The 13,237-nt window shown below is 62.2% G+C and carries 10 protein-coding genes; 6 read left to right on the plus strand and 4 right to left on the minus strand.

Annotated elements, in window-relative coordinates:
* Nucleotides 1-557 precede the first annotated feature (557 nt).
* On the minus strand, nt 558-2,192 hold the full coding sequence (locus tag JOE32_RS07905) for an AMP-binding protein (protein ID WP_209982951.1): 1,635 nt from the start codon (nt 2,190-2,192) through the stop codon (nt 558-560).
* Nucleotides 2,193-2,341: 149 nt separating this feature from the next.
* On the opposite strand from JOE32_RS07905, the gene JOE32_RS07910 reads away from it, so the two are divergent.
* Genes JOE32_RS07910 through JOE32_RS07925 form a run of 4 tightly spaced genes read left to right on the plus strand, consistent with a single transcriptional unit; the run spans nt 2,342 to nt 7,871 of the window.
* Nucleotides 2,342-3,505, plus strand: a complete 1,164-nt coding sequence (locus JOE32_RS07910) for an isovaleryl-CoA dehydrogenase (protein WP_209982954.1) — start codon at nt 2,342-2,344, stop codon at nt 3,503-3,505.
* An 11-nt stretch (nt 3,506-3,516) separates the two neighbouring features.
* A complete protein-coding gene (locus tag JOE32_RS07915) occupies nt 3,517-5,124 on the plus strand; it encodes a carboxyl transferase domain-containing protein (RefSeq protein ID WP_209982956.1) in 1,608 nt (535 codons plus the stop codon).
* Between the two features lie 15 nt (nt 5,125-5,139).
* Nucleotides 5,140-5,946, plus strand: coding sequence for a gamma-carboxygeranoyl-CoA hydratase (locus JOE32_RS07920; protein ID WP_209982958.1), 807 nt, complete (start codon nt 5,140-5,142; stop codon nt 5,944-5,946).
* Nucleotides 5,943-7,871: an acetyl/propionyl/methylcrotonyl-CoA carboxylase subunit alpha gene (locus JOE32_RS07925; protein WP_209982960.1), complete on the plus strand. Its 1,929-nt coding sequence runs from the start codon at nt 5,943-5,945 to the stop codon at nt 7,869-7,871. Before JOE32_RS07920 ends, JOE32_RS07925 begins: the two co-directional genes overlap by 4 nt.
* On the opposite strand, the gene JOE32_RS07930 is transcribed toward JOE32_RS07925, so the two are convergent.
* Entirely contained in the window at nt 7,868-8,503 is a 636-nt protein-coding gene (locus JOE32_RS07930) for an XRE family transcriptional regulator (RefSeq protein ID WP_209982961.1), read from the minus strand. The two genes, JOE32_RS07925 and JOE32_RS07930, sit on opposite strands and share 4 nt — an antisense overlap.
* Nucleotides 8,504-8,632: 129 nt before the next feature.
* Between JOE32_RS07930 and JOE32_RS07935 the strand changes: the two genes are divergently transcribed.
* Both JOE32_RS07935 and JOE32_RS07940 read left to right on the plus strand, forming a co-directional pair.
* On the plus strand, nt 8,633-8,983 hold the full coding sequence (locus JOE32_RS07935) for a DUF3077 domain-containing protein (RefSeq protein WP_209982962.1): 351 nt from the start codon (nt 8,633-8,635) through the stop codon (nt 8,981-8,983).
* Between the two features lie 460 nt (nt 8,984-9,443).
* Nucleotides 9,444-10,595 (plus strand): M14-type cytosolic carboxypeptidase, encoded by a 1,152-nt coding sequence (locus JOE32_RS07940; RefSeq protein ID WP_209982963.1) that lies wholly within the window; start codon nt 9,444-9,446, stop codon nt 10,593-10,595.
* An 854-nt stretch (nt 10,596-11,449) separates the two neighbouring features.
* Here the strand turns inward: JOE32_RS07940 and JOE32_RS07945 are convergent.
* Both JOE32_RS07945 and JOE32_RS07950 read right to left on the minus strand, forming a co-directional pair.
* Nucleotides 11,450-11,998, minus strand: a complete 549-nt coding sequence (locus JOE32_RS07945) for a cytochrome b (protein ID WP_209982964.1) — start codon at nt 11,996-11,998, stop codon at nt 11,450-11,452.
* Complete coding sequence (locus JOE32_RS07950) at nt 11,995-13,077, minus strand: catalase family peroxidase (RefSeq protein WP_209982966.1); 1,083 nt, start codon at nt 13,075-13,077, stop codon at nt 11,995-11,997. The genes JOE32_RS07945 and JOE32_RS07950 overlap by 4 nt, the downstream gene beginning before the upstream one ends.
* Nucleotides 13,078-13,237 lie beyond the last annotated feature (160 nt).

Consider the following 13,237-nt stretch of genomic DNA (forward strand, 5'->3'; position numbering starts at 1 on the left):
CTCTATTGCATAACAAGAATAAAAAGCACCAAGCCTAATAAAAACAAGACGTAACGACTCTGACATAACAAAAACAACACGGCAGAGACGCAGCTAACAGATTTTTTTGGAAGCACTTCAGCGCTCAAAAAAATACGTTTGCTCTTGACCCCGGATGGGGGTCACCCAAAACAGCAGTAAAGGGCCACGGCTGCCAAAAACAACAACAGGCCGCCCCTCAATAATAAAAAAAGAGCACGCAGCGACACATTAAAAGGGACCTTCGTGTCCCTTTTGTCGTTTCTGCCCTTAAAGGTTGGAGGCTCCACGTTGCGCTGTCGCACAGCCAACAGAAAACCTTTGGTGAGCGGGCTTGCCCCGCGTTGGGGTGCGCAGCGCCCCCAATCGAGCAAAACGCGGTGTACCTGATACGGCTCAGCGTCTGGTTTTGGGGCCGCTGCGCAGCCCAACGCAGGACAAGCCTGCTCGCCACAGGGAATCTGCGCTTGACTGAACGGCATTAGGGCAAGCCCGCTCGCCACAACAAGCCTGCTCCCACAAGGGATTTTGCGTGGCTGTCAGGACTGCGTTCGCAGCTCTTGAAGCGTGATCTCGCGCATGCGGAATTTCTGTACCTTGCCCGTCACCGTCATCGGAAACTCATCCACGAACTTGAAGTGCCTGGGCGTCTTGAAGTGTGCGATGCGGCCCTTGCACCAGGCTTGCAGCTCAAGCGCATCGACCACATGGCCCGGATGGCATTTGATCCAGGCGACGATTTCTTCACCGTAGCGCTCGTCGGGAATGCCGATGACCTGCACGTCGGCCACCGCCGGGTGAGTGAAGAAAAATTCCTCCAGCTCGCGCGGGTACACGTTCTCGCCACCACGGATGATCATGTCCTTGTTGCGCCCGGCAATGCACACGTAACCGTGCGGGTCCATGGTCGCAAGGTCGCCAGTGTGCAGCCAGCCCGCCGCGTCGATCGTTTGGCGGGTGCCCTCGGGGTTGTTCCAGTAGCCGAGCATCACGCTGTAGCCACGGGTGCACAGTTCACCGATCTCGCCACGTGCCACGGTGTTACCGGCGGCGTCGATGATTGTATTTTCCAGGTGCGGCTGGGTGCGACCGACGGTGGTGACGCGTCGCTCCAGGTCGTCATCCGGGCCGGTCTGCAACGACACCGGGCTGGTTTCGGTCATGCCATAGGCGATCTGCACCTCGCCCATGTGCAGCTCGCTGATGACCCGGCGCATCACTTCGATGGGACAGGTAGCGCCGGCCATGATCCCGGTGCGCAGGCTGGCGAGGTCCAGCTCGCCGCGCTGCGGATGATCAAGCATGGCAATGAACATCGTCGGCACGCCGTACAGGCCCGTGGCGCGCTCCTCGGCGACGGCGGTCAGGGTGAGCAACGGGTCGAAGCCATCATTGGGGTAGATCATGGTGGTGCCATGGGTGATGCAGCCCAGGTTACCCATCACCATGCCGAAGCAGTGGTACAGCGGCACCGGGATCACCAGACGATCCTGCGCGGTAAGGCCAAGGCTTTCGCCGACCATGTAGCCGTTGTTGAGAATATTGTGGTGACTGAGGGTGGCACCCTTGGGAAACCCGGTGGTGCCGGAGGTGTACTGGATGTTCACGGGTTGATCGAAGTGCAGGCTGGCCTGGCGCTGCTGCAAGTGTTCATGAGCAATCTCCGCCCCCATGCTCGCCAGTTGCGCCCAGGGTACGAAGCCCTCGGGCGGGCTGGGGTCGAGGCTGACGGTGGCACGCAGGTCGGGCGCGAGCGCCTGCAGCATGGCGTGGTAATCGGACGTCTTGAACGCGCCGGCGCACACCAGCCATTGGCAGCCGGATTGCTTGAGCACGTAGTCCAGTTCGCTGCTGCGATAGGCCGGGTTGATGTTGACCAGAATCACCCCGAGCTTGGCGCTGGCGATCTGGGTGATGCACCACTCGGCGCAGTTGGGCGCCCAGATACCGAGGCGGTCGCCAGCTTGCATGCCCAGGGCCAGGAAAGCGCGGGCGTGCAGGTCGACCGTTTCAGCCAGTTGCCGCCAGCTGAAGCGGCGCCGCTGATGGCGTACCACCAGCGCCTCGCCCTCGGGATAGCGTGCGGCAGTCTGATCGAAGGCCTGGCCGATGGTCATCGCCAGCAGCGCCTTGTCCTGGGCGCCACGGCTGTAGCTCTGGTTCGGTTGATCCATCACCATCCCCTGTTGTGTTTTTTGTGGGTTGACGTAAACGTAAACTACGATTGACAGCGCCTTAACGCAAGCTTACGTTAACGTAAAGGTCATAGCCCTCCCCGGCACTCGACCCACACAACAACAAAGCTCACAGTAAGGTGCCTGCCATGAGTTATCCGTCCCTGAACTTCGCCCTCGGCGAAACCATCGACATGCTGCGCGACCAGGTGCAGTCCTTCGTGGCCAAGGAAATCGCACCACGCGCCGCGCAGATCGACATCGACAACCTGTTCCCCGCCGACCTGTGGCGCAAGTTCGGTGACATGGGCCTGCTCGGCATCACTGTGGCGGAAGAATACGGCGGCGCCGGCCTGGGTTACCTGGCCCATGTGGTGAGCATGGAGGAGATCAGCCGCGGCTCGGCCTCCGTGGCGTTGTCCTACGGTGCGCACTCCAATCTGTGCGTCAACCAGATCAACCGCAACGGCAATCATGAACAGAAGCTCAAGTACCTGCCCAAACTGATCAGCGGCGAGCACATCGGTGCCCTCGCCATGAGCGAGCCCAACGCCGGCTCCGACGTGGTCTCGATGAAACTGCGCGCCGACAAACGCGGCGACTGCTACGTGCTCAATGGCAGCAAAACCTGGATCACCAACGGCCCCGATGCCAGCACCTACGTGATCTATGCCAAGACCGACCTGGAAAGGGGCGCCCACGGCATCACCGCATTCATCGTCGAGCGCGACTGGAAAGGCTTCAGCCGCAGCAACAAGTTCGACAAGCTGGGCATGCGCGGCTCCAACACCTGCGAGCTGTTTTTCGACGACGTCGAAGTGCCCGCAGACAACATCCTCGGTGTGCTCAACGGCGGCGTGAAAGTGCTGATGAGCGGGCTTGACTACGAGCGCGTGGTGCTGGCCGGCGGGCCCACCGGGATCATGCAGGCCTGCATGGACCTGATCGTGCCCTACATTCACGACCGCAAGCAGTTCGGCCAGAGCATCGGCGAATTCCAGCTGATCCAGGGCAAGGTCGCCGACATGTACACCCAGCTCAACGCCAGCCGCGCCTACCTCTACGCCGTGGCCCAGGCCTGCGAGCGCGGCGAGACCACGCGCAAGGACGCCGCCGGTGTGATCCTCTACAGCGCCGAGCGCGCCACACAGATGGCCCTCGACGCGATCCAGATTCTCGGCGGCAATGGCTACATCAACGAATTCCCCGCCGGGCGCCTGCTGCGTGATGCCAAGCTGTATGAAATCGGCGCGGGCACCAGTGAGATTCGGCGCATGTTGATCGGTCGCGAACTGTTCAACGAAACCCGCTGAAGGAGCGCGCCATGGCCACCTTGCACACCCAGCTCAACCCACGCTCGGCGGAATTTTCCGCCAACAGCGCGGCGATGCGTCAGCAGGTCGACGCCCTGCATGCCCTCCTCGCCCAGGTACAACAAGGCGGCGGCCTCAAGGCCCAGGAGCGGCATACCTCGCGCGGCAAACTGCTGCCGCGCGAACGCATCAATCGTCTGCTCGATCCGGGCTCGCCGTTCCTCGAACTCAGCCAACTGGCCGCCCATCAGGTGTATGGCGAAGACGTGCCGGCCGCCGGGGTGATTGCCGGGATTGGCCGCGTCGAGGGTGTGGAATGCATGATTGTCGCCAACGATGCCACGGTCAAAGGCGGCTCCTACTACCCGCTGACAGTAAAAAAACACCTGCGCGCGCAGACCATCGCCGAGCAGAACCGCCTGCCGTGCATCTACCTGGTGGACTCCGGCGGCGCCAACCTGCCGCGCCAGGATGAGGTGTTCCCGGACCGCGAACACTTCGGGCGGATCTTCTTCAACCAGGCCAACATGAGCGCCCAGGGCATCCCGCAGATCGCCGTGGTGATGGGCTCGTGCACCGCCGGCGGTGCCTATGTGCCGGCCATGGCCGACGAGGCGATCATGGTGCGCCAGCAGGCCACGATCTTCCTGGCCGGCCCGCCGTTAGTCAAAGCGGCGACCGGCGAAGTGGTCAGCGCCGAGGACCTGGGCGGCGCCGATGTGCACTGCAAAATCTCCGGCGTGGCCGACCACTACGCCGACAGCGACGAACACGCCCTGGCCCTGGCCCGCCGCAGCGTGGCCAACCTCAACTGGCGCAAGCTGGGCGAGTTGCGCCTACGCCCGCCGGTAGCGCCGCTGTACAGCGCAGAAGAGCTCTACGGGGTGATCCCGGCCGAGGCCAAGCAACCATTCGATGTGCGCGAGGTGATCGCGCGGCTGGTGGATGCATCGGTATTCGATGAATTCAAGGCGCTGTTCGGGACCACGTTGGTCTGCGGCTTTGCGCACTTGCATGGCTACCCGATTGCGATCCTCGCCAACAACGGCATCCTGTTCGCCGAAGCCGCGCAGAAAGGCGCGCACTTTATCGAGCTGGCCTGCCAGCGCGGGATTCCCCTGCTGTTCCTGCAGAACATCACCGGTTTCATGGTCGGCCAGAAGTATGAAGCCGGCGGCATCGCCAAGCACGGCGCCAAGCTGGTCACGGCGGTGGCCTGCGCCAGGGTGCCGAAATTTACCGTGATCATCGGCGGCAGCTTCGGGGCCGGCAACTACGGCATGTGCGGGCGCGCCTATGACCCGCGTTTTTTATGGATGTGGCCCAACGCGCGCATCGGCGTGATGGGTGCCGAGCAGGCGGCCGGCGTGCTGGTGCAGGTCAAGCGCGAACAGGCCGAACGCGCCGGCACTGCCTTCAGCGCCGAGGATGAAGCCGCGATCAAGCAGCCGATCCTCGACCAGTATGAAACCCAGGGCCATCCCTATTACTCCAGCGCCCGCCTGTGGGACGACGGCGTCATCGACCCGGTGCAGACCCGCGAGGTACTCGCCCTGGCACTGTCCGCCGCACTGAACGCCCCCATCGAGCCGAGCCGCTTCGGCGTGTTCCGCATGTAAATGGAGCTTGTCCCCATGCACGATTTCAACACCCTCGAACTGATCACCGATAGCCGTGGCTTTGCCACGTTATGGCTCAGTCGTGAAGCCAAGAACAACGCGTTCAACGCCGAGATGATCCGCGAATTGATCCTCGCCCTGGACCACGTGCAGGGCGACCCTTCCCTGCGCTTTCTGGTGGTGCGCGGACGCGGCCGGCACTTCAGCGCAGGGGCTGACCTGGCCTGGATGCAGCAGTCGGCCGAGCTGGACTACCACACTAACCTGGACGACGCGCGCGAACTGGCGGAGCTGATGTACAACCTCGCCAAGCTGAAAATCCCCACCCTGGCCGTGGTGCAAGGCGCCGCCTATGGGGGGGCGCTGGGTTTGATCAGTTGCTGCGACATGGCAATCGGCGCCGATGATGCGCAGTTCTGCCTGTCGGAAGTGCGCATCGGCCTGGCACCGGCGGTGATCAGCCCGTTCGTGGTGCAGGCCATCGGCGAGCGCGCGGCCCGCCGCTATGCTCTGACGGCCGAGCGATTTGGCGGCCAGCGTGCGCGGGAAATCGGCCTGCTGGCGGAGAGTTATCCGGCCGACACGCTGGAGCAGCAAGTGGACGTCTGGGTGACCAACCTGCTGCAGAACAGCCCGGCGGCCATGCGCGCCAGCAAGGACCTGCTGCGCGAAGTGGGCCACGGCGCCCTCACGCCAGCCCTGCGGCGCTATTGCGAAAATGCCATCGCGCGTATTCGCGTCAGCGCCGAAGGCCAGGAAGGCTTGCGTGCATTCCTGCAAAAACGCGCGCCTGTCTGGCAGTCCCGGGAGCCACGCCCATGAGACCACTTACCACCCTGCTGGTCGCCAACCGTGGCGAAATTGCCTGCCGGATCATGCGCACCGCCAAAGCGATGGGGCTGACCACGGTAGCCGTGCATAGCGCCATCGACCGCGATGCGCGGCACAGTCGCGAGGCGGACATTCGCGTCGACCTGGGCGGCAGCAAAGCTACGGAAAGTTACCTGCAAATCGACAAGATCATCGCCGCCGCCAAGGCCAGTGGCGCCCAGGCGATTCATCCGGGCTATGGCTTTCTCTCGGAAAACGCAGCGTTTGCCCGCGCCATCGAGGCTGCCGGCCTGATCTTCCTCGGCCCGCCCGCCTCGGCCATCGATGCCATGGGCAGCAAGTCGGCGGCCAAGACGTTGATGGAAGCCGCCGGAGTACCATTGGTACCGGGTTATCACGGCGAGGCCCAGGACCTGGACACCTTTCGCGACGCCTGCGCGCGCATCGGCTATCCCGTGCTGCTGAAAGCGACTGCCGGCGGCGGCGGCAAGGGCATGAAGGTGGTCGAAGACATCAGCCAGTTGGCCGAAGCCCTGGCTTCAGCCCAGCGTGAGGCAGTGTCCTCGTTCGGCAACGGGCAGATGCTGGTGGAGAAATACCTGCTCAAGCCGCGCCATGTGGAAATCCAGGTGTTCGCCGATGGGCACGGCCACTGCCTGTACCTCAATGAGCGCGATTGCTCGATCCAGCGGCGTCATCAAAAGGTGGTGGAAGAAGCCCCGGCGCCGGGGCTGAGTGTTGAACAGCGCAAGGCCATGGGTGAAGCGGCAGTGCGCGCGGCGCAGGCGATTGGTTATGTGGGCGCGGGCACGGTGGAGTTTTTGCTGGATGCCCGTGGCGAGTTTTTCTTCATGGAGATGAACACCCGGCTGCAGGTGGAGCACCCGGTGACCGAAGCGATTACCGGCCTTGATCTGGTGGCCTGGCAGATCCGCGTGGCCCAGGGCGAAGCGCTGCCGATCACTCAGGCGCAGGTGCCGTTGAATGGCCACGCCATCGAGGTGCGGCTGTATGCCGAAGATCCGACCCATGATTTTCTGCCTGCCACCGGGCACCTGGCGCTGTACCGCGAGTGCGACCCGGGGCCTGGACGTCGCGTGGACAGCGGCGTGGAGCAAGGTGACAGGGTCTCGCCGTTCTACGATCCGATGCTGGGCAAGCTGATTGCCTGGGGCGAGGACCGCGAGCAGGCGCGCCTGCGTCTGCTGGCCATGCTCGACGAGTTCGCTGTGGGTGGGCTCAAGACCAATCTGGGTTTTCTACGACGCATCATCGGCCATCCGGCGTTTGCGGCGGCCGAGCTCGATACCGGGTTCATTCCGCGTTATCAGGCGCAGTTGCTGCCGACGGAGGGTGCGTTGAGCGACGGGTTCTGGCAGGCGGCGGGTTCGGCGTTCATGCAGAGTCTGCCGCGCGGTGAAGGGCCTTGGGCGGATACCCGGGGCTTTCGCGCGGGGCTGCCGGCGCAGGTTTCGCTGCACTTGAGCTGCAATGGGCAGGATCGGGTGGTGACATTGGCTGCCGGCGCTGCGCACAAGATGCACGGTGAGCAGTTGCTGATCGACGATCAGGGCATACGCCGCGCGCACCTGGCGGTGCGTCATGAAAGCGCCGTATACCTGCGCTGGGACGGCGAGATGCAGGCGGTCAGCCTGTTTGACCCGATTGCGGCGGTGGAGGCGGGCCAGTCGCAACAGGGCGGTCTCACTGCGCCCATGAACGGCAGCATCGTGCGGGTGCTGGTGGAGGTTGGTCAGCCTGTCGAAGCCGGCACGCAACTGGTGGTGCTCGAAGCAATGAAAATGGAACACAGCATTCGCGCGCCCGTGGCCGGAGTGGTCAAGGCGCTGTTTTGCCAGGAAGGCGAGATGGTGGCTGAAGGCAGTGCACTGGTGGAACTGGAAATAGCCGACTAGAACCTCGCGGTGGCTTGCACGACAACACCGAGGATGCGGCAATCGTCGGTGAACAGCAGCTTCGGGTAGGTGGGATTGAGCGGCACCAGGTACAGCTGGCCGCTTTCTTCCTGCAATTGGCGAAAGGTGGCCCGGGGGCTGTCGTCCCATTGCGCAACGACCAGCTTGCCGGGAACGGCATCGATGGAAGGGTCGACCAGGATCAGCATGCCTGCGCTGACGCTGAGCCCTGTAGGGGCGGTCATGGCGTCGCCGGTTACGGGGAGCCAGAAGGCTTCGCCGCCCGCGTGATAGTCCGTCAGCTCAAAGCGCTCGGGGCCATAGGGCGCACGTTCTTCGCGCACTTCACAGAGCCCGTTCCAGTCGCTGACCGGGTAGCGGAAATACGGGTTGTAGTGGTGTTCCAGTGGCCGCTCTGCGTCGACCCGCTCACGAATCTCCAGCGCCACCTCCAGATAGCCCAGTCCCAGTTCCGCCAGCACCCGGTTCATGTCCGCAAGGCTGGGCACCCGGCGTTTGTTGAGCCAATGGCCCACACCCCCCTGGGACATGCCCAGGCGTTCGGCCAGTTCATCCTGGGTGACCTTGCGGTCTTTCATGTTGGCCCGTACCAACGCTATCCATTTATCCATGGTGCGTGACAATACGTTGCGTATTTTTCAGGGCAATAAACAGTTTGTAGTAATCCACGAAACGACATAAATACGATACGTACTATTATCAATCTCAAGGATTCCGCCCCCATCAGAGTATCGCCCACGATGACGACCACCCCGTATCTACCGCTCGAAACACCTTCCACTGACGAAGCACTCGACATGCACACCAGCGGCGCCGCCCAACGTGCATTGGACTATTACTTGAAAGCGAATATGTCCGACTCCAGGGCAGACGACACCTTCTTTCACATCAAACCCGGCATCAGCCATGAAGAAGCCCTGGTGCATGCCTCCGACCTGCTGCGCAGTGCAGCCGCTACGGCTTACGAATCTGCGAGCAGCCATCAGGGCAATCAGCGCGACCTGGCGTTTTCAGTGGTGTATCTGATCGATATGGCGAAGGCGATGGTAGAGCGATCGTTGCTACGGCCGCAGGCCGAGGCAAACGTGTGAGGACGCGAAGCAAAAATATTTCTATCCAGTGGATAAAAACATTTGACTTGCAAATGATAATGATTATTATTGGACTCAGCTGATCGCGAGATCAGTCGATAGACCAAGAGACCTTAGGTCGGACTCTTGGAATATCTCCTCATCAGGCTAATCACGGTTTTTGACCCGGCTCTTTGGCCGGGTCTTTTTTTTGCCAGTTTCCCTGGCGTGGCTTCAGGCTAATGAAGACTGTGTGTTGCTTGATGGCGCGCATGGTAGCAAAAGACCATTGCCCAATGAAAGTCGCCCAACCGCTCTGGACGGGATCTTTGAGAAACAGCGCCTGAGAATCAATCTCACCGTTTTCAAGCCGCCGCCGGATCAGGAAGAATGCCCCCTCCCCTGCAACAATTTTGCATCAAGATTTTGCCCAGCCTCTGTGTAATATAGCCGCCACAACTCATATTCAGGCAACCAGACCATGACCGTGGCCTTGACCTCCATCAAGATCAGCACCGACTTCGACAGCGGCAACATCCAGGTCCTGGATGCCAGCGATGCCTATCAGTTGCTGCTGGCGATCAAACCCGATACCCGCAGCCAGCATTTCCAGTGGTTCCACTTCAAGGCCGAAGGCATGCACGTGGGCCACACCCACACCTTCCGCCTGAGCAACGCGAGCCATTCCTCGTATAAAAATGCCTGGAGCGGCTACAACGCCGTGGCGTCGTACGATCACGTCAACTGGTTCCGCGTGCCCACGCGCTTTGACGGCGAGACGCTGCACATCAGCCTTCAAAGCCGCGAGAAACATGCCTGGTTCGCCTACTTTGAACCCTACAGCCGTGAGCGCCACGATTGGCTGATCGACCAGGCCCTGAAACACGCCGGTACCCAACTGCTGGCCACCGGTAAAAGTGTCGAAGGCCGCGATATCCAGTTGCTGCGCCGTGGCAAAGGCGGCGAAGGCCGACTCAAAGTGTGGATCATCGCGCAGCAACACCCGGGCGAGCACATGGCGCAATGGTTCATGGAAGGCGTTATCGAACGTCTGCAACGCGACGGCGATACCGAGCTTAAAAAGCTGCTGGCGGTCGCCGACCTGTACCTGGTGCCCAACATGAACCCCGATGGCGCTTTCCACGGCCACCTGCGCACCAACGCCATGGGCCAGGACCTCAACCGCGCCTGGCAGAGCGCCAGCCAGGAAATGAGCCCCGAAGTGCTGTTCGTACAGCAACAGATGGAAAAGTACGGCGTGGACCTGTTCCTCGATATCCACGGCGACGAAGAAATCCCCTACGTGTTCACCGCCGGCTGCGAAGGCAACCCGGGCTATACGCCGCGCATCGAAGCGCTGGAAAAACACTTTCGCAGCCACCTCAGCGCCTTGACCCGCGACTTCCAGACCACTCACGGCTACACCCGCGACCTGCCGGGCGAAGCCAACATGACCCTGGCCTGCAACGCCGTGGGCCAGAAGTACGATTGCCTGTCGCTGACTCTGGAGATGCCGTTCAAGGACAACGACGATGCACCCAACCCCAAAACCGGCTGGTCAGGGGATCGCTCCAGGCAACTGGGCAAGGATGTGTTGAGTACCGTGGCGGATGTCGCCACGAGCCTGCGCTGATCCATTTACATGGCGCACCTGAAATTTCAGGCAGCCATACGCCCGTGGCGAGCGGGCTTGCCCCGCGTTGGGGTGCGCAGCGCCCCCCATCGAGCAAAACGCGGTGTACCTGATACGGCTCAGCGCCTGGCTTTGGGGCTGCTGCGCAGCTCAACGCGGGGCTTGCCCTAATGCCGTTCAGTTAAGCCAGCGTGATGCTCGAAGCAACGAGCGGTGCGACTTTTCGGTGTACATATCGGTTTGTGCGGTAACGGCGACTTAGGGTTCCGCCCTTACGGCGGGTCACTTTTGGAAAAGAGCCCCAAAAGTAACCAAAAGGGCTCTTGCCCCAACACTCGGCACCTCGCCCAGGCTCGGTGTGCCCGAACGCAGGCTTTGGAGCGTGGGCCGCCGCGATGGGCCATCCTTGGCCCAGCGCGGCTAACCCGGCGTCCTGCCGGGTTACCCACGCTCCAAAACCTGCGTTCGGCCAGCGTGTTTGACGGGGCGCTTCCAGATCAAAAGCAAAAGCAAAAGCGTGGCGGCCTGAGAGCCGACCGAAATGGTCTGCCGAACGCTGTACAAATGTGGGAGGGGGCTTGCTCCCGATGGCGTCGGCCCAGCAAACATTGATGTTGACTGACCCACCGCTTTCGCGGGCAAGTCGAATCGTCGCACCGCCGCTCCCCTGTGGCGAGCAGGCTTGTCCTGCGTTGAGCTGCGCAGCAGCCCCAAAGCCAGGCGCTGAGCCGTATCAGATACACAGCGTTTTGCTCGATTGGGGGCGCTGCGCACCCCAACGCGGGGCAAGCCCGCTCGCCACAGAGGCTCCAGTTTGCTGCGCGACAGCGCTAGGAGCCTCACGCAGTTAGCGCTCAATCTGCTCCAGCATCGCGCCCAGTCATGCTCTGCAACACCCCATCGCGCCGAATCCACCCGTGAAACAGCGCCGCCGCCAGGTGCGCCAGCACGGTAAAAAACAGCACATACGCCAAAAACCCATGGGCCCTGCGCAACAGCGCAAACAACGGCGCATTCGCCGCCACCAAGGCCGGCAACTGCACCGAACTGCTGAGCATTACCGGATCTCCGGCCGCTGAAATCATCGCCCAGCCAAGCAATGGCAACACCAGCATCAACCCATACAGCAGCAGATGAGACGCCTTGGCCGCCAACACCTGCCACAGCGGCAAATCAGCCGGCAGCGGCGGTTGACGCGTGGAAAAGCGCACCACCAACCGCACAATCACCAACGCCAGAATCGCGATGCCCAGCGGCTTGTGCAGGTGCAGCAGCCACTCATGCCGTTCCGATACCGATGCCGCAAGCCCCGCACCGATAAACAGCATGGCAATGACCATCAGCGCCATCACCCAATGCAGCAGGCGCGCCAGCGGCGCAAAAAAACGCGGTTGAGCACTCATGGTTTCGACTCCTGCGGGGCGCTGTGCAGCGGGCTGACTTCACCGGCGCGGCGTAAATACGAACTGGCGTAAGCCGCCGAACGCGCGGCCAGCAATGGGTCACTGGAGGCTTCGATGCCACTCGGCAAAATCAGCGGGTCGAAGTTGATGTCACGGCAATCGCCATCCGCCTGCGGCTGGCTGCCTTGCAGCACCAGCGTACCGGCGTTCAGCACCTTGTGTTCACCGCTCCAGGCCTTGCTTGCGTCGTCCACCGGATCGCCGGGGTTGGCCAGGGTCATGTTCAGTTGCCACCTTAGCGGCCCCGCCGTCAGGCGCTGCACCAGGTCCTTTTCCAGAAAGTCGCTGCCCGACGGGGCGACATCGCCCGCTGCATCCTGACTCTGCGGCACCACGCCCCACCTTACGGCCTGGCGCTTGCCCTCGGCATTCACCAGGTAAAACGCGTTGATGCCGTTATAGGACTCGGTGGCATAACTGGCAGAAGGCTTCGCTGTCTTGACCCACGCCAGAAACGCCGCCGTCTCAGGGTGCGCGGCAAAAAACGCCGGCATGTTCGCCGGGTTCGGCTTGCCGGTGGCCGGGTCGGGCGCACCGGCCTTGAGCATCTGGTAGAACGCCTCGGGCGTGCCCACCGGGAACACCGGCATGCTGTTCATGCCCGTGCGCCATTGCTGGCCGTTGGCCTGGCTGAACTGCACGGCAAAACTGCGGATCGGCACACTGCTGTCCGGCGCGTAGGGGTTGCCGCTGGGCAAGGCGAACCGGCCGATCACCGGCGTCCTCGCCTCGCTGAACACCTGCGCACGGGAGTACGCGCGGGCCTCGGCGCTGCTCTCGAAATATCCCGCCACGCACACGCCTTTGGCATGGTTGCGTCGAAAACCGGGATGCACACCGTTGTTGGTTTCCAGCGCATTGACCAGGGTCTTGGGACGCAGGCGTTGTGGGTCGAGTGTGCCGTTGACGTAGGCAAACGCCCCGGCTACAACCGCAACCACAGCACCGATACCGGCGAGTCGTGCGATCAGGCTCGCCGTGCTCAACGCGGGACGCGGCGGTGATGAGTGATCTACCATGAAGGAACTCCAGGGCCAATGGCCTTAGGGATGAAACATAAGGTCGGAGCATTGAGACGAATGCCGATCCACCCTATTCCCCGGCGCTGGATTTATTTTTTCAGTGCGGGGGAATAACCTTCAACGCCGGACGTCTCTCAAGTCCAAGCGTAGTGGACAG

Source organism: Pseudomonas sp. PvP025 (assembly GCF_017832155.1).
GTDB lineage: Bacteria > Pseudomonadota > Gammaproteobacteria > Pseudomonadales > Pseudomonadaceae > Aquipseudomonas.